Origin of the sequence: Streptomyces sp. NPDC096012 (assembly GCF_040426375.1) — a bacterium.
Classification (GTDB): Bacteria; Actinomycetota; Actinomycetes; order Streptomycetales; family Streptomycetaceae; genus Streptomyces.
This window is the reverse complement of record NZ_JBEOTD010000047.1, coordinates 11,231-27,340: the sequence shown is the minus strand read 5'-3', so window position 1 is coordinate 27,340 and position 16,110 is coordinate 11,231. Positions and strand designations below refer to the sequence as shown.

At 71.1% G+C, this 16,110-nt stretch carries 14 protein-coding genes; 9 read left to right on the top strand and 5 right to left on the bottom strand.

Features of this window, described 5'->3' with window-relative positions:
* Positions 1-38: 38 nt before the first annotated feature.
* Both sufB and ABVB68_RS32045 read right to left on the bottom strand, forming a co-directional pair.
* Positions 39-1,460 carry a Fe-S cluster assembly protein SufB gene (sufB, locus tag ABVB68_RS32050; protein ID WP_353604695.1) on the bottom strand — a complete coding sequence of 474 codons (1,422 nt, stop codon included), beginning with the start codon at positions 1,458-1,460 and terminating at the stop codon, positions 39-41.
* Entirely contained in the window at positions 1,457-2,200 is a 744-nt protein-coding gene (locus ABVB68_RS32045) for a helix-turn-helix transcriptional regulator (protein WP_353604694.1), read from the bottom strand. Before ABVB68_RS32045 ends, sufB begins: the two co-directional genes overlap by 4 nt.
* Positions 2,201-2,383: 183 nt before the next feature.
* Here ABVB68_RS32045 and ABVB68_RS32040 point away from each other — a divergent pair, with 183 nt between their 5' ends.
* The 4 genes from ABVB68_RS32040 to ABVB68_RS32025 all read left to right on the top strand — a co-directional run bounded on the left by ABVB68_RS32040 (position 2,384) and on the right by ABVB68_RS32025 (position 6,174).
* The gene (locus ABVB68_RS32040) at positions 2,384-3,199 is read left to right on the top strand and encodes an AAC(3) family N-acetyltransferase (RefSeq protein ID WP_353604693.1); all 816 of its coding nucleotides are present in this window, start codon (positions 2,384-2,386) and stop codon (positions 3,197-3,199) included.
* Positions 3,200-3,230: 31 nt separating this feature from the next.
* Positions 3,231-4,208 (top strand): ABC transporter ATP-binding protein, encoded by a 978-nt coding sequence (locus tag ABVB68_RS32035; RefSeq protein WP_353604692.1) that lies wholly within the window; start codon positions 3,231-3,233, stop codon positions 4,206-4,208.
* A complete protein-coding gene (locus tag ABVB68_RS32030) occupies positions 4,205-4,978 on the top strand; it encodes an ABC transporter permease (RefSeq protein ID WP_353604691.1) in 774 nt (257 codons plus the stop codon). Before ABVB68_RS32035 ends, ABVB68_RS32030 begins: the two co-directional genes overlap by 4 nt.
* A gap of 185 nt (positions 4,979-5,163) precedes the next feature.
* A complete protein-coding gene (locus ABVB68_RS32025; protein WP_353604690.1) occupies positions 5,164-6,174 on the top strand; it encodes a COX15/CtaA family protein in 1,011 nt (336 codons plus the stop codon).
* Between the two features lies 1 nt (position 6,175).
* On the opposite strand, the gene ABVB68_RS32020 is transcribed toward ABVB68_RS32025, so the two are convergent.
* The 3 genes from ABVB68_RS32020 to ABVB68_RS32010 all read right to left on the bottom strand — a co-directional run bounded on the left by ABVB68_RS32020 (position 6,176) and on the right by ABVB68_RS32010 (position 8,888).
* A complete protein-coding gene (locus tag ABVB68_RS32020) occupies positions 6,176-7,315 on the bottom strand; it encodes an amidohydrolase family protein (RefSeq protein WP_353604689.1) in 1,140 nt (379 codons plus the stop codon).
* A gap of 135 nt (positions 7,316-7,450) precedes the next feature.
* Complete coding sequence (locus ABVB68_RS32015; RefSeq protein ID WP_353604688.1) at positions 7,451-7,783, bottom strand: hypothetical protein; 333 nt, start codon at positions 7,781-7,783, stop codon at positions 7,451-7,453.
* 115 nt (positions 7,784-7,898) lie between these two features.
* Positions 7,899-8,888, bottom strand: coding sequence for a heme o synthase (locus ABVB68_RS32010; RefSeq protein ID WP_503006418.1), 990 nt, complete (start codon positions 8,886-8,888; stop codon positions 7,899-7,901).
* Positions 8,889-9,265: 377 nt separating this feature from the next.
* Between ABVB68_RS32010 and tkt the strand changes: the two genes are divergently transcribed.
* Genes tkt through pgl form a run of 5 tightly spaced genes read left to right on the top strand, consistent with a single transcriptional unit; the run spans position 9,266 to position 15,933 of the window.
* Positions 9,266-11,353 carry a transketolase gene (gene tkt / locus ABVB68_RS32005; protein ID WP_353604686.1) on the top strand — a complete coding sequence of 696 codons (2,088 nt, stop codon included), beginning with the start codon at positions 9,266-9,268 and terminating at the stop codon, positions 11,351-11,353.
* A gap of 33 nt (positions 11,354-11,386) precedes the next feature.
* Positions 11,387-12,505 (top strand): transaldolase, encoded by a 1,119-nt coding sequence (gene tal / locus ABVB68_RS32000; RefSeq protein WP_353604685.1) that lies wholly within the window; start codon positions 11,387-11,389, stop codon positions 12,503-12,505.
* 1 nt (position 12,506) lies between these two features.
* Positions 12,507-14,045, top strand: a complete 1,539-nt coding sequence (zwf, locus tag ABVB68_RS31995) for a glucose-6-phosphate dehydrogenase (RefSeq protein WP_353604684.1) — start codon at positions 12,507-12,509, stop codon at positions 14,043-14,045.
* A complete protein-coding gene (gene opcA, locus ABVB68_RS31990; RefSeq protein ID WP_353604683.1) occupies positions 14,042-15,154 on the top strand; it encodes a glucose-6-phosphate dehydrogenase assembly protein OpcA in 1,113 nt (370 codons plus the stop codon). Before zwf ends, opcA begins: the two co-directional genes overlap by 4 nt.
* Complete coding sequence (pgl, locus tag ABVB68_RS31985; protein ID WP_353604682.1) at positions 15,151-15,933, top strand: 6-phosphogluconolactonase; 783 nt, start codon at positions 15,151-15,153, stop codon at positions 15,931-15,933. Before opcA ends, pgl begins: the two co-directional genes overlap by 4 nt.
* Positions 15,934-16,110: the final 177 nt, after the last annotated feature.

The following is a 16,110-nucleotide window of genomic DNA, read 5'->3' as shown; positions in this document are numbered from 1 at the left end:
CTGCGTGAGAAATTGCTGGCTGCTGTCGGGGGCGGGCCTCAGCCGACCGCGCCTTCCATCTGCAGCTCGATCAGCCGGTTGAGTTCGAGGGCGTACTCCATGGGCAGCTCCTTGGCGATGGGCTCGACAAAGCCGCGCACGATCATCGCCATCGCCTCGAACTCGCTCAGACCGCGGCTCATCAGGTAGAAGAGCTGGTCCTCGGAGACCTTGGAGACGGTCGCCTCGTGGCCCATGGACACGTCGTCCTCGCGGACGTCCACGTAGGGGTACGTGTCGGAGCGGGAGATGGTGTCGACGAGCAGCGCGTCGCACAGCACGTTCGACTTCGATCCGGCCGCGCCCTCGCCGATCTCGACCAGGCCGCGGTAGGAGGTACGGCCACCACCGCGCGCCACCGACTTGGAGACGATGTTGGAGGAGGTGTTCGGCGCCATGTGGACCATCTTGGAGCCGGCGTCCTGGTGCTGGCCCTCGCCCGCGAAGGCGATGGAGAGGGTCTCGCCCTTGGCGTGCTCGCCCATCAGGTAGACGGCCGGGTACTTCATCGTCACCTTGGAGCCGATGTTGCCGTCGATCCACTCCATGGTCGCGCCCTCGTACGCCACGGCGCGCTTGGTGACCAGGTTGTAGACGTTGTTCGACCAGTTCTGGATGGTCGTGTAGCGGCAGCGGGCGTTCTTCTTGACGATGATCTCGACGACCGCGGAGTGCAGCGAGTCCGACTTGTAGATCGGGGCGGTGCAGCCCTCGACGTAGTGCACGTAGGCACCCTCGTCGACGATGATCAGGGTCCGCTCGAACTGGCCCATGTTCTCCGTGTTGATACGGAAGTAGGCCTGGAGCGGGATCTCGACGTGCACGCCCTTCGGGACGTAGATGAAGGAGCCGCCGGACCACACGGCCGTGTTCAGCGACGCGAACTTGTTGTCACCGACCGGGATGACGGTCCCGAAGTACTCCTTGAAGAGCTCCGGGTGCTCCTTCAGGGCGGTGTCGGTGTCCAGGAAGATGACGCCCTGCTCCTCCAGGTCCTCGCGGATCTGGTGGTAGACGACCTCCGACTCGTACTGGGCGGCGACACCGGCGACCAGGCGCTGCTTCTCGGCCTCCGGGATGCCCAGCTTGTCGTAGGTGTTCTTGATGTCCTCGGGCAGGTCCTCCCAGGACTCCGCCTGCTTCTCCGTGGAGCGCACGAAGTACTTGATGTTGTCGAAGTCGATGCCCGAGAGGTCCGAGCCCCAGTTCGGCATGGGCTTCTTGTCGAAGAGCCGCAGGCCCTTCAGGCGGAGCTTCGTCATCCACTCCGGCTCGGACTTCTTGAGCGAGATGTCGCGGACGACGTCCTCGTTCAGGCCGCGGCGCGCGGACGCACCGGCCACATCGGAGTCGGCCCAGCCGTATTCGTACTTGCCCAGGCCCTCGAGTTCGGGGTGAGCAGTCTCCGTGGGGAGAGTCATGCGGGGTTCCTCCCGGCCGTACTTGCAGGTGCGTCAGTGGAAATCTTGGGGATGAACGTCGTGCAGACGCCGTCGCCGTGCGCGATGGTCGCCAGTCTCTGGACGTGGGTACCCAGCAGCTCGGCGAAGATCTCGGTCTCCGCCTCGCACAGCTGCGGGAACTGTTCCGCGACGTGGGCGACCGGGCAGTGGTGCTGGCACAGCTGCTCGCCGACCGGTGCGCTCCGCGCCGTAGCAGCGTACCCGTCGGCGGTCAGGGCCCTGGCCAGCGCTTCGGCGCGTTTGTCGGGACTCACGCTCTCGATCGCCTCGCGGTACGCGCCCGCCTGGGCGGCGATCCGGGCACGGGCGAAGGCGGCGACCGCCTCCGGCCCGCCCTCGCGTTCGGCGATCCAGCGCAGGGCGTCCGCGGCCAGCTTGTCGTACGACTGGTCGAAGGCGTCGCGGCCGCAGTCGGTGAGCGCGAACACCTTCGCGGGGCGGCCTCGGGTGCGCGTGCCGTACACCCGCTGCTCGCGGGCCTGCACGACGTCGTCGGCGACCAGCGCGTCCAGATGACGCCGTACGGCCGCCTGGGTGAGCCCGAGCCGGCCCGCGAGGTCGGCGACGGTCGACGGGCCGTGGTCCAGGATGGACCGCGCGACCCGGTTGCGCGTCGAGTGGTCCGAGCGCGATCCGGCCGCGAGCTCCTCCTGCGGGGTCCCCACCGGGGTCTCCCGAGCCTCGCCGACGTTTTTCACAACGCCATTGTTGCGTAATTCCTCGGAGCCTGACAAGCGGCGTCCGGATCATCGACCGGTGCCCTGCGTCACTTAGGCACACCTAATGCGACCTGCGGAAACGATCACCGATCGCTTCTTCCCGCAGGTCCGCGAGGGGAATCCACTGGCGCGGCGAGGATCCGTGGGGAAGACTCCCGAACCATGCCCACACCCCCTGCGACCGGCCCTCTTGTCACCCGGGACACCGTCGCGGCACAGCTGCGGCTGCTCGGTGTGGAGAGCGGGGAGATCCTCCTCGCACATTCCTCGCTCAGTTCCCTCGGCTGGGTCAACGGCGGCGCCGTCGCCGTCGTCCAGGGCGTCCTGGACGCGCTCGGGCCCCGCGGCACGCTCGTGGTCCCCACCCAGACCGGTGACCAGTCCGACCCGGCCGTATGGGCGAACCCGCCGGTGCCCGAGGAGTGGTGGGGGCACATCCGGGCCACCATGCCGCCGTACGACCCGCTGATCACCCCCACCCGCGGGGTGGGGGTCGTCCCCGAGACGCTGCGGACCTGGCCCGGCGCGCTGCGCAGCGCCCATCCGCAGACCTCCTTCGCCGCCGTCGGCCCGCAGGCGCTGGAGATCACCGAGGGCCACGCGCCCGACTGCCGGCTCGGCGAGCGCAGCCCGCTGGCCCGGCTGGAGGAACGCGGCGCCCGGGTGCTGCTCCTCGGCGCGGGCTACGACGCCTGCACCAGCTTCCACCTCGCCGAGTACCGGATACCGGCGCCCCGCGTCGAGGTCGGCCGGCCCGCTCCCGGCGGCGGCTGGGAGACGGTCGTCGAGGTCTCCATCACCTCCGACCGCTTCGACGAGCTGGGACACGACTTCGAACGGGACCGGCCCGTGCTGCGCGGGAAGGTGGGCGCGGCCGCGGCACGGCTGTTCCCGGTGGCGGACGCGGTGGCCTACGCCGAACGGTGGCTGCCGCTGCACCGGCCCCGTGCGCAGGAGTTCCGCCACCCCCGCGCCTGAACGGCAAGCGGTCTCCCTAGACTCTGGACCCATGCGAAGTGAGCCCGCCCACCCGTCTGCCGACCACCACCCCCCAGGGGGACGCTTCGCGCCACACCCGGTCGTCGAGATCCGGGCCCTGGTGAAGCGGTACGGCACGAAGACCGCGGTGGACGGCCTCGACCTGGTGGCCCAGGCCGGAGTGACCGCCGTCCTCGGCCCCAACGGGGCGGGGAAGACGACCACGGTCGAGACCTGCGAGGGGTACCTCCGGCCGGACTCCGGCACGGTGCGCGTCCTGGGGCTCGACCCGGTGCGGCACTCCGCCGAGCTGCGGCCCCGCATCGGCGTGATGCTCCAGTCCGGCGGCGTGTACTCGGGCGCCAGGGCGGACGAGATGCTGCACCACGTCGCCCGGCTGCACGCGCACCCGCTGGACGTGGACACGCTGATCGAACGGCTCGGCCTCGGCTCCTGCGGCCGGACCGGCTACCGGCGGCTGTCCGGCGGCCAGCAGCAGCGGCTGGCGCTCGCCATGGCCGTCGTGGGCCGCCCGGAGCTGGTGTTCCTGGACGAGCCGACCGCCGGCCTCGACCCGCAGGCCCGCCGGGCCACCTGGGACCTGGTGCGGGACCTGCGCGCCGACGGCGTCTCGGTGATCCTCACCACGCACCACATGGACGAGGCCGAGCAGCTGGCCGACGACGTGGCGATCATCGACGGCGGCCGGGTCATCGCCCAGGGCTCCCCCGAGCGGCTGTGCAAGGGCGGCGCCGAGAACACCCTGCGCTTCACCGGCCGCCCCGGCCTCGACGTGCACTCCCTGCTCAAGGCGCTCCCGGCCGACTGCACGGCCGCCGAGCTGACCCCGGGCGCCTACCGCGTGACCGGCAAGGTCGACCCGCAACTGCTCGCCACGGTGACCTCGTGGTGTGCCCAGCACGGTGTGATGCCGGACCGGATCTCGGTGGAGCGGCACACCCTCGAGGACGTCTTCCTCGAACTGACCGGCAAGGAGCTGCGCTCATGACCACCGCCTCGGGCACCTACTCCCCGAAGCCGGGCGCCGCGCCCCTGCCCCGCATGATCAGGGCGCAGGCCGCGCTGGAGACGAGGATGCTGCTGCGCAACGGCGAGCAGCTGCTGCTGACGGTCGTCATCCCGGCCCTGCTGCTGGTGCTGTTCAGTTCCGTGGACGTCGTCGACACCGGCAAGGGCAAGGCCGTGGACTTCCTCACGCCGGGCATCCTGGCCCTGGCCGTGATGTCGACGGCGTTCACCGGGCAGGCCATCGCGACCGGCTTCGAGCGCCGCTACGGTGTCCTGAAGCGGCTCGCGTCCTCCCCGCTGCCCCGCTGGGCCCTGATGGCCGCGAAGACGGCGTCCGTACTGGTCACCGAGGTCCTCCAGGTGATCCTGCTGACGGCGATCGCGTTCGCGCTGGGCTGGTCCCCGCACGGCGACCCCGCCACCGTGCTGCTTCTGCTGGTCCTCGGCACGGCCGCCTTCTCCGGGCTCGGCCTGCTGATGGCGGGCACCCTGAAGGCCGAGGCCACGCTGGCCGCCGCCAACCTGGTGTTCCTGCTGCTGCTCGTGGGCGGCGGGGTGATCGTCCCGCTGGAGAAGTTCGGTCCGGCCGGACAGCACGTCCTCGGGCTGCTGCCGATCTCGGCGCTCTCGGACGGCCTGCGCGACGTGCTGCAGCACGGCGCCGGCACGCCGTGGGGCGACCTGGCCGTCCTCGCGGTGTGGGCGGTGCTCGGGCTGGCGGCCGCGGGGAGGTTCTTCCGCTGGGAGTGACGGTCCCCCACGCGCCGGGAGCGACGCCCGTCAGGGCCCCGCGGCGACCCTCGTGACCTCCGTGGCCGTGCCGGCGGCGGCCCTCGTGGACGCGCCGGCGGCTGTCTTCGCGACCCCGGTGGGCGGGGCTTCGCGGCCGCGCCGGGGGTGACCCTCGTGAACGCGTGCACAAGCGGCGGCCTACGATGGTGGGCGTGCCAAAGCTGACCCTCGCCGACGCCCTGGCGGCCCTGCGCAACCCGCTCGCCTTCATCGCCGACCGCTGGACCCCGGACCCGCGGACCGTCCGGCGGGCGGCGCTCGCCGCGCTCGTCATGTCGGTGGTCATCGTCGTCACCGGCGGCGCCGTGCGCCTGACCGGCTCCGGCCTCGGCTGCCCGACCTGGCCCACCTGCACCGAGGACTCGCTGACCACCACCCGGGAGATGGGCTTCCACGGGGTCATCGAGTTCGGCAACCGCATGCTGACGTACGTGCTGTGCGCGGCCGTCGGCTGGGCCATCGTCGCGGCCCGCTCCGAGAAGCCGTGGCGGCGCGGCCTGACCCGGCTGGGCTGGGCCCAGTTCTGGGTGGTCATGGGCAACGCGGTGCTCGGCGGCATCGTGGTGCTGGTCGGCCTCAACCCGTACACGGTCGCCGCGCACTTCCTGCTCTCCACGGCCCTGATCACCGTCGCGACGGTGATGTGGCAGCGCACCCGCGAGGGCGACGCCCCGCCGCGTCCGCTGGTCGGCAAGGCGGTGCAGCAGCTGGTGTGGTCCCTGGTGACCGCGACCGCGCTGCTCATCGCGGTGGGCACGGTGGTGACCGGTGCCGGACCGCACGCGGGTGACTCCAGCGAGGTGGACCGCATCAACATCGACTGGGAGACGGTGGCCAAGCTGCACGCGGTGCTCGCCTGGATCGTCGTGACCCTGACCTTCGCGCTGTGGTTCGTGCTGAAGGCGGTGGACTCGCCCAGGACACCGCCGGCACGGACCCGGGAGCTGTTCGTGATCCTGCTCGCCCAGGGCGTGATCGGCTACGTGCAGTACTTCACGCATCTGCCGGAGCTCCTGGTCGGCCTCCACATGCTCGGCTCGTGTCTGATCTGGATCGGCGTCCTGCGGGTCCTGCTGTCGCTGCGCGAGCGCCCGGCCCTCGCCCTGGACGTGCCCGGGCCCGCCACCGAGGTGACGGTCGGCACGCGCGCCTGAGTCACCCGTACGGGGTGACCGGCGAGGGGACCTGCCGGTCCAGCCCGTACACCCGGCACGCGTTGTCCGCCGCGAGCATCCGGGCGACCCGCTGGGCGTCCTCCGGGGACCAGGCGCCCTCGGCGACCCAGCCGCCCAGGACGCGGCCCAGGGCCTCGCGGAACAGGCGGGCGCCGACGACGTGCAGTTCGGGCAGGCCGTGGGCGCCGGTGGAGAAGAGGATCTTGCCGAAAGGCGCCAGCTCCAGGATCTCCGCGAGCACCGTGGCCGCGCGGGCGCCGGTGCGGACGAGCGCGGCACCCGCGTCGGCGTAGACGTGCGGGAACACACCGGCCAGGTGGGCGGCGTGGCGGTGGTACGGGAAGCCGTGCAGCAGGATCAGGTCGGTGCCGAGGCCGGCCGTGGCCCGCACGAAGTCGGTGAGCGGCGCCGGATGCGCGCGGTCGGCACGGGCGCCGGCCTCGCCCAGTCCCGCGTGCAGTTGCAGCGGCAGCCCGGAGGCGACCGCGATCCACAGCAGATGCCCGAGCAGCACCGGATCGGTCAGCGGGCCGCCGACCCGGCGGCCGGCCAGCCAGCGGCCCGCCGCGCCCCGCACGTCTCCCGGTCCCGGTGGCTCGGGGGCGAGGGCCGGGCCGTGCCGGAGACCGGCCACCGAGGTGAAGGCGACCGCGTTCGCGGCGGCGCCGTGCACGGACTCGGCGAGGTTGGCGAGGAAGGACCCGACGGTGCCGGAGGTGTCGGCGACCTGCTCGGCCAGCAGTTCGAGACGGACCACCTCGCGCGCTTCGGCGCCGCCGTCGCAGGCCATCTCGGCGGGACCGGTGAGGTCGCCGGGCAGGCCCGTGTCGACGAGGTAGGTGGTGATGCCGCTGCCCCGCAGCAGCCGGCGGCCCGCCTCCAGGACGCCCAGTTCCCGGCGCCGGGCCAGATAGCGGGCGGGCGCGCAGTGCGGTTCCAGGCCGAGCAGGGGCGGGCACCAGCGCCGTACCGCGAAGCCGGTCTGGGTGTCGAAGAGGGTGGTGCCCGGGGCCGGCGGTCCCTCGGTGCGGGCCAGTTGGGCCTCGAAGGTGCCGAGGCCCAGCTCGGTGCGCAGGACTCCGTGGCAGTACTGGTCCACGAGGGACGGCGTTTCGATCATTCCGGCTCCCCGTGAGGACGAGCTGAGCTGCCTTACCCGTCCTAACGGGTGAATCGGGGTTCAGGTGGCGGCTGCCGGGGCGCACGGGGCGCGGGAAACCGCGCCCTGAAGGGTGCGCGGGACCGGGCGAGCGGGTCAGCCGCCGATCTGCATGCCCGCCATCCGCTTCCACTCGTACGGGCCCGTCTTCATCTTCGCCGCGAACTCGCCGTCGAAGGACTCGTGGACGGTGATGCCGGCCCGGTTCACCGCCTCGTGGGCGATCGCCGTGCTGCGGGCCACCTGGTCGCCCCAGCCGCCGTCCTCGCCGACGAGCACGATCCGGGCACCGCGTTCGCCGATGTGTGCCACGTGGCCCTCGGCGCCGCCGTGGGCCTTGGAGAAGGCGCCGATCCGCCGGACGAGCCTCGCCACCTCGCGCTCGGACCTGGCGTCGGCCTTCGGGTCAACCTGCTGCGTGTCTGCCATGGCCAGGATGCTACCGACGAGTAGATCGAACGGCGACGGGAGGGGTGCGTGGCCTTGGCCACGCACCCCTCCCGTCGGTGCGGAAGCGTGCCGCCGGAGCCCGCCGGCGCGGGAACTAGCGCAGGAAGGGGTCCACCGCGACGGCGACGAAGAGGATCGACACGTAGGTGATCGACCAGTGGAAGAGCCGCATCTCCTTCAGCTTGACCCCGGTCGCCTCGGCCTTCGCGCGGTTCTGCAGCCCGTGCGCCTCCCAGAGCCAGAAGCCGCCGGCCGCGAGGGCGACCACGGTGTAGAACCAGCCGGTGTAGCCGAGCGGGGTCAGCAGCAGGGAGACGGCGACCATCACCCAGCTGTAGATCACGATCTGCTTGGCGACCACCTTGTTGGAGGCGATGACCGGCAGCATCGGCACGCCCACGCGCGCGTAGTCCTCCCTGACCTTCATGGACAGCGGCCAGTAGTGCGGCGGGGTCCAGAAGAACATGACGAGGAAGAGCACGACCGGCGCCCAGGACATCGAGTTCGTGACCGAGGACCAGCCGATCAGCACCGGCAGGCAGCCGGCGATGCCGCCCCAGACGATGTTCTGCGAGGTACGCCGCTTGAGGAGCATCGTGTAGACGACGACGTAGAAGAGGAGCGCCCCGAGTGACAGCCAGGCGCTCAGCCAGTTGACGGTGAGGCCGAACAGCAGCGTCGAGACGACGGCGAGGGTGACGCCGAAGGCCAGGCACTCGCGCGGGCTGACCATGCCGGTGACCAGCGGCCGCTGCGAGGTGCGGTCCATGAGGGCGTCGATGTCCCGGTCGATGTACATGTTCAGGGCGTTGGCGCCGCCCGCGGAGAGATAGCCGCCGATGCAGGTGAGCAGGACCAGCTTCAGGTCGGGCACACCCTGCTGCGCCAGGAACATCACCGGAACGGTGGTGATGAGCAGCAGCTCGATGATCCGCGGCTTGGTCAGCGCCACGAACGCCTTGGCACGGGCCCCGAACGGCCGATGAGCCGGGCCCTGGCTCGCATCGCCGGGCGCACCCTCCCCCAGGGCCTTGAAGGCCTGGGAGGTGCCCCCAGGACGGGATTCGACGGCCGTCACGCACACCCCTGACAGAGACATCCCAGCAAGCCTCCCCGTGTGAAGTCCCGGTAAAGGCTCGCGCGTACCACGCCACTTTAGACGTTGCCCATACCCCGCCCTTCGCGGGGGTGGGCTCGTGTTGACGGGCGGCACAGAAGAGGGGTCACAAAGCTCGATTGAGCAGTCAGATGAGCGGCTCCGTATTCATGTGCCAAATGCCTTGTCGGCCAGTCGGGAGGCGGATCGCATGGAGTCCCGGCAGTCTGGAAACAGTCGAAAAAACGCACGTCCTTACGGGGGTAGGCTCGACAGCGGCCGGCGGGCAGAAGCACGCCGGCGGCCGGGTGGGCGCATGCCCCGCAGACCGGCGACCGACATGTGGAGAGGAGCCCTGACCCAGGGTGAGCACCAAGCCGACCACCACAGACCTTGAGTGGACCGACCTGGACCAGCGGGCCGTGGACACCGCCCGCGTCCTGGCCGCCGACGCCGTACAGAAGGTCGGCAACGGCCATCCCGGTACGGCGATGAGCCTGGCACCCGCCGCCTACACCCTCTTCCAGAAGGTGATGCGGCACGATCCGGCCGACCCGGAGTGGGTGGGCCGCGACCGCTTCGTGCTGTCCGCCGGTCACTCGTCCCTGACCCTCTACACGCAGCTCTACCTGGCCGGGTTCGGCCTGGAGCTGGAGGACCTGGAGTCCTTCCGGACCTGGGGCTCGAAGACCCCGGGCCACCCGGAGTACGGGCACACCCGGGGTGTCGAGACCACCACCGGCCCGCTGGGCCAGGGTGTGGCCAACGCGGTGGGCATGGCGATGGCCGCCCGCTACGAGCGCGGTCTGTTCGACCCGGAGGCCCCGCAGGGCGAGTCCCCCTTCGACCACTTCATCTACTGCATCGCCGGCGACGGCTGTCTGCAGGAGGGCATCTCCGCCGAGGCGTCCTCGCTGGCCGGCCACCAGAAGCTGGGCAACCTGGTCCTGCTGTGGGACGACAACCACATCTCGATCGAGGGCGACACCGAGACGGCCGTCTCCGAGGACACCGTCAAGCGGTACGAGGCCTACGGCTGGCACGTCCAGCGCGTGGCGCCGAGGTCGGACGGCGACCTGGACCCGGAGGCGATCTTCGCCGCGATCCAGGAGGCCAAGCGGGTCACCGACCGGCCGTCCTTCATCGCGATGCGCTCGATCATCGCCTGGCCGGCCCCGAACGCCCAGAACACCGAGGCCGCGCACGGCTCCGCGCTGGGCGAGGAGGAGGTCGCGGCCACCAAGCGAATCCTCGGCTTCGACCCCGAGAAGTCCTTCCAGGTCGACGACGAGGTGATCGCCCACACCCGCCGGGCGCTCGACCGGGGCCGCGCGGCCAAGGCCGAGTGGGAGAAGCCCTTCCAGAAGTGGCGGGACGCCAACCCCGAGCGCGCCGCCGAGTACGACCGCATCAGCAAGGGCGAGCTGCCCACCGGCTGGGAGGAGAAGCTCCCGGTCTTCGAGCCGGGCAAGGCGGTCGCCACGCGGGCCGCCTCCGGCAAGGTGCTGCAGGCGCTCGGCGCGGTCATCCCCGAGCTGTGGGGCGGCTCCGCCGACCTCGCCGGGTCGAACAACACCACGATCGACAAGGACAGCTCCTTCCTCCCCGAGGGCAACCCGCTGCCGGAGGCCGACCCGTACGGCCGCACGATCCACTTCGGTATCCGCGAGCACTCCATGGGCGCGGAGCTGAACGGCATCACGCTGCACGGCAACACCCGGGTGTACGGCGGCACGTTCCTCGTCTTCTCCGACTACATGCGCAACGCGGTGCGCCTGTCGGCCCTGATGCACCTGCCGGTGACGTTCGTGTGGACGCACGACTCCATCGGTCTCGGCGAGGACGGCCCCACCCACCAGCCGGTCGAGCACCTGGCCTCGCTGCGCGCCATCCCCGGTCTGAACATCGTCCGCCCGGCGGACGCCAACGAGACCGCGATCGCCTGGCGGGAGACCCTCAAGCGGTACACCAAGGAGTTCGGCAAGGGCCAGCCGCACGGCTTCGCCCTGACCCGGCAGGGCGTGCCCACCTACGAGCCGAACGAGGACGCCGCCCGCGGTGGCTACGTCCTCTTCGAGGCCGAGGGCGGCGAGGCGCAGGTCGTGCTGATCGCCACCGGTTCCGAGGTCCATGTGGCCGTCGAGGCCCGTGAGCAGCTCCAGGCCGACGGCGTGCCCACCCGGGTTGTGTCGATGCCGTGCGTGGAGTGGTTCGAGCAGCAGGACCAGGGGTACCGGGACTCCGTGCTGCCGCCGTCCCTGAGGGCCCGTGTCGCCGTGGAGGCGGGCGTCGGGCTGACCTGGCACAAGTACGTGGGGGACGCCGGCCGCATCGTTTCCCTGGAGCACTTCGGTGCTTCCGCCGACGCCAAGGTGCTCTTCCGCGAGTTCGGCTTCACCGCCGAGAACGTGGCCGCCAAGGCCCGGGAATCCATCGCCGCCGCCCAGCGCTGACGCTCACATACGACACGTAGGAGATGTAATTCCATGACAGACGCACTCAAGCGCCTCTCCGAAGAAGGCGTCGCGATCTGGCTGGACGACCTGTCGCGCAAGCGGATCACGTCCGGCAACCTCGCCGAGCTGATCGACCAGCAGCACGTCGTGGGCGTCACCACCAACCCCACGATCTTCCAGAAGGCGATCTCGCAGGGCGACGGCTACGACGAGCAGCTGTCCGACCTCGCCGCCCGCAAGGTCACCGTCGAAGAGGCCATCCGCATGATCACCACGGCGGACGTCCGCGACGCCGCCGACATCCTGCACCCCGTCTTCGACGCCACCGGCGGCAAGGACGGGCGGGTCTCCATCGAGGTCGACCCGCGCCTCGCGCACAACGAGAAGGCGACCGTCGCCGAGGCCAAGCAGCTGGCCTGGCTCGTCGACCGCCCGAACACCCTCATCAAGATCCCGGCCACCATGGCGGGTCTGCCGGCGATCACCTCGACGATCGGTCTCGGCATCAGCGTCAACGTCACGCTGATCTTCTCGCTGCAGCGGTACCGGGCCGTCATGGACGCCTACCTCTCCGGCCTGGAGAAGGCCAAGGAGCGCGGCCTGGACCTGTCGAAGATCCATTCGGTGGCGTCCTTCTTCGTGTCCCGTGTGGACAGCGAGGTCGACAAGCGCCTGGACGAGATCGGCACCGAGGAGGCCAAGGCGCTGCGCGGCAAGGCCGCCGTGGCCAACGCCCGCCTCGCCTACCAGGCGTTCGAGGAGGTCTTCTCCTCCGACCGCTGGAACGCGCTGGAGAAGGAGGGCGCCAACAAGCAGCGTCCGCTGTGGGCGTCGACCGGCGTGAAGGACCCGGCGTACCCGGACACCATGTACGTCACCGAGCTGGTCGCGCCGAACACGGTCAACACCATGCCCGAGGCCACGCTGCAGGCCGTCGAGGACCACGGCGAGATCACCGGCAACACGATCGCCGGTACGTACGAGCAGTCCCGCGCCGTCCTCGACGCGCTGGAGAAGCTCGGGATCTCGTACGACGACGTGGTCCGGGTGCTGGAGGAGGAGGGCGTCGAGAAGTTCGAGGCCTCCTGGAACGACCTGCTGAAGTCGACCCAGGCGGAGCTCGAGCGCCTCGCCCCCTCGGAGGGCTGATTTGTCACCCGTTTCCGGCCCCGGAGCGAACCCGCTTCGTGACCCGGCCGACCGACGGCTCCCGCGCATCGCGGGGCCGTCGGGTCTGGTCATCTTCGGCGTCACGGGCGATCTGTCCCGCAAGAAGCTGATGCCCGCGGTGTACGACCTCGCCAACCGCGGCCTCCTGCCGCCGGGCTTCTCGCTGGTGGGCTTCGCCCGCCGCGACTGGGAGCACGAGGACTTCGCCCAAGTGGTGCACGACGCCGTCAAGGAGCACTCGCGCACGCCGTTCCGCGAGGAGGTCTGGCAGCAGCTCATCCAGGGGATGCGCTTCGTCCAGGGCACCTTCGACGACGACGACGCCTTCGAGCGGCTGCGCGCCACCATCGAGGAGCTGGACAAGGCACAGGGCACGGGCGGCAACTTCGCCTTCTACCTGTCGGTGCCCCCGCGCTCCTTCCCGGTGGTCATCCAGCAGCTGAAGAAGCACGGCCTGGCCGACCAGTCGGGCGGTTCCTGGCGCCGCGCGGTCATCGAGAAGCCGTTCGGCCACGACCTGAAGTCGGCCGAGGAGCTGAACAAGGTCGTGCACGAGGTGTTCGAGCCGGAGCAGGTCTTCCGGATCGACCACTACCTCGGCAAGGAGACCGTCCAGAACATACTGGCCCTGCGCTTCGCGAACACGATGTTCGAGCCGATCTGGAACCGGTCCTTCGTGGACCACGTGCAGATCACCATGGCCGAGGACATCGGCATCGGCGGCCGGGCCGGCTACTACGACGGCATCGGCGCCGCCCGTGACGTCATCCAGAACCACCTGCTGCAGCTCATGGCCCTCACCGCCATGGAGGAGCCCGCCTCGTTCTCCGCGGACGCGCTGGCCGCCGAGAAGGAGAAGGTGCTCGGCGCGGTGCGGCTGCCCGACGACCTCGGCCGGCACAGCGTGCGCGGCCAGTACGCGGCCGGCTGGCAGGGCGGCCAGAAGGTCGTCGGCTACCTCGAGGAGGAGGGCATCGACCCCAACTCGAAGACCGACACCTACGCCGCGGTCAAGGTCGAGATCGACAACCGCCGCTGGGCGGGCGTCCCCTTCTATCTGCGCACCGGCAAGCGGCTCGGCCGGCGCGTGACCGAGATCGCGGTCGTCTTCCAGCGGGCCCCGCACTCCCCCTTCGACCAGACGGCGACCGAGGAGCTCGGGCAGAACGCGATCGTCATCCGCGTCCAGCCGGACGAGGGCATCACGGTCCGCTTCGGCTCCAAGGTGCCGGGCACCTCGATGGAGATCCGGGACGTCTCCATGGACTTCGCCTACGGCGAGTCGTTCACGGAGTCCAGCCCGGAGGCCTACGAGCGCCTGATCCTGGACGTGCTGCTGGGCGACGCCAACCTCTTCCCGCGCACGGAGGAGGTCGAGCTGTCCTGGAAGATCCTCGACCCGATCGAGGAGTACTGGGACAAGCACGGCAGGCCGGCCCAGTACAAGTCGGGCACCTGGGGTCCCGCCGAGGCGGACGAGATGCTCGCACGAGACGGACGGAGCTGGCGCCGGCCATGAAGATAGACCTGACCGACACCACCGCCGGCGAGATCAACAAGGCGCTCGTCAAGGGCCGCCGGGCCATCGGCACACCCGCCGTCGGCATGGTCCTGACCCTCGTCATCGTCACCGACGAGGAGAACGCCTACGACTCCCTGAAGGCCGCCAACGACGCCTCGCGCGAGCACCCCTCGCGCACGCTCGTGGTCATCAAGCGGGTCTCCCGCGGCCCGCGCGACCGTACGTCCTCGCGTCTCGACGCCGAGGTGCGGGTGGGCGCGGACGCGGGCACGGGCGAGACGGTCGTCCTCCGGCTGTACGGCGAGGTCGTCGAGCACGCCGACTCGGTCGTCCTGCCGCTGCTGCTGCCGGACGCCCCGGTGGTCGTGTGGTGGCCGGTGAACTCTCCGCAGGACCCGGCGAAGGACCCGCTGGGCGCGCTCGCCCAGCGCCGGGTCACCGACACCTACACCGCCGAGCAGCCGGTGCGCGAGCTGTCCGCCCGCGCCGAGGCCTACACGCCCGGCGACACCGACCTGTCCTGGACCCGGATCACGCCGTGGCGTTCGATGCTCGCGGCGGCCCTGGACCAGATCACCTGCGAGGTGAAGGCCGTCGAGGTGGAGGGCGAGGAGTTCAACCCGAGCTGCGAGCTGCTGGCGATGTGGCTGGCGGACCGGCTGGACGTGCCGGTGCGGCGGTCGCTGTCGTCCGGACCGGGTCTCACGGCCGTCCGGATGGACACCACCTGCGGCCCGGTCGCCCTGGACCGTGCGGACGGATCGCTGGCGACGCTGTCCATCGAGGGGCAGCCGCCGCGCGCGGTGGCGCTCAACCGGCGGGACACCGCCGAGCTGATCGCGGAGGAACTGCGCCGGCTCGACCCGGACGACATCTACGCGTCGGTGCTGCGTTACGGCGTGGAACGGCTGCACACCGTCCCCGAACAGCAGTCCGGGGGCGCCGGGGCCGAGCCGGTCCCGGGGGGCGAGGCCGCTGATCCGGTCGCCGAGGCGGAGCCCGTCGCCGAGCCCGAGCCGGTCGAGGAGGCCGCGAAGGCACCCGCGAAGAAGGCCGCGGCCAAGACCGCGAAGAAGGCACCGGCGAGGAAGGCGGCGGCGAAGTGAGCACTCCCCAGTTGGTCGTCCACCGCGACAAGGAGCTGATGGCGCAGGCCGCCGCGGCCCGCCTGATCACGAAGATCGTGGACGCGCAGGCCTCCCGGGGCACCGCGTCCGTGGTCCTCACGGGCGGCCGCAACGGCAACGGCCTGCTGTCCGCGCTGGCGGCGGCCCCCGCCCGGGACGCCATCGACTGGGGCCGCCTCGACGTGTGGTGGGGCGACGAGCGTTTCCTGCCCGAGGGCGACCCCGAGCGCAATGTCACGCAGGCCCGCGAGATCCTGCTGGACCACGTGCCGCTGGACCCGGAGCGCGTGCACGCCATGCCCGCCTCCGACGGCCCGTACGGCTCGGACGTCGAGGCCGCCGCGGAAGCCTACGCGGCGGAACTGGCGAAGGCCTCCGGGCCGGAGAACCACGGCTCGGTCCCGACGTTCGACGTCCTGATGCTGGGCGTCGGGCCGGACACCCATGTGGCCTCGCTCTTCCCGGAGATGCCGGCCGTGCGGGAGACCGAGCGCACGGTGGTCGGCGTCCACGGCGCGCCGAAGCCGCCGCCCACCCGTATCACCCTCACCCTGCCGGCGATCCGCGCGGCCCGCGAGGTGTGGCTGCTCGCGGCCGGTGAGGACAAGGCCGAGGCGGTGGCCATCGCCCTGTCCGGGGCGGGCGAGATCCAGGCCCCGGCGGCGGGCGCGTACGGCCGGCAGCGCACCCTGTGGCTGCTGGACGCGGCGGCGGCCTCGCAGCTGCCGCGCTCGCTGTATCCGCCGGCTTCGCCCTGAGGAACAGATGACGCGGGCGGCGGGGAGTCGCTCCCCGCCGCTTCGTCGTTCCCGCGAACTCTCCGCAGTTCCCCCTCCCCGGCAGGCAGATCCCCCTCCCCGGCAGGCAGTTCACGCTTTCCTCACCGGACGGCCACGCGCCGTCCATCTTTTGGGTAGGCTCCTGGCGCTCCATCC

Bases quoted from the DNA above. Each gene is read 5' to 3' on its own strand.
- sufB (WP_353604695.1), bottom strand. From the start codon at position 1,460: ATGACTCTCCCCACGGAGACTGCTCACCCCGAACTCGAGGGCCTGGGC.
- ABVB68_RS32040 (WP_353604693.1), top strand. From the start codon at position 2,384: ATGCCCACACCCCCTGCGACCGGCCCTCTTGTCACCCGGGACACCGTC.
- ABVB68_RS32035 (WP_353604692.1), top strand. From the start codon at position 3,231: ATGCGAAGTGAGCCCGCCCACCCGTCTGCCGACCACCACCCCCCAGGG.
- ABVB68_RS32030 (WP_353604691.1), top strand. From the start codon at position 4,205: ATGACCACCGCCTCGGGCACCTACTCCCCGAAGCCGGGCGCCGCGCCC.
- ABVB68_RS32025 (WP_353604690.1), top strand. From the start codon at position 5,164: ATGGTGGGCGTGCCAAAGCTGACCCTCGCCGACGCCCTGGCGGCCCTG.
- ABVB68_RS32020 (WP_353604689.1), bottom strand. From the start codon at position 7,315: ATGATCGAAACGCCGTCCCTCGTGGACCAGTACTGCCACGGAGTCCTG.
- ABVB68_RS32015 (WP_353604688.1), bottom strand. From the start codon at position 7,783: ATGGCAGACACGCAGCAGGTTGACCCGAAGGCCGACGCCAGGTCCGAG.
- tal (WP_353604685.1), top strand. From the start codon at position 11,387: ATGACAGACGCACTCAAGCGCCTCTCCGAAGAAGGCGTCGCGATCTGG.
- opcA (WP_353604683.1), top strand. From the start codon at position 14,042: ATGAAGATAGACCTGACCGACACCACCGCCGGCGAGATCAACAAGGCG.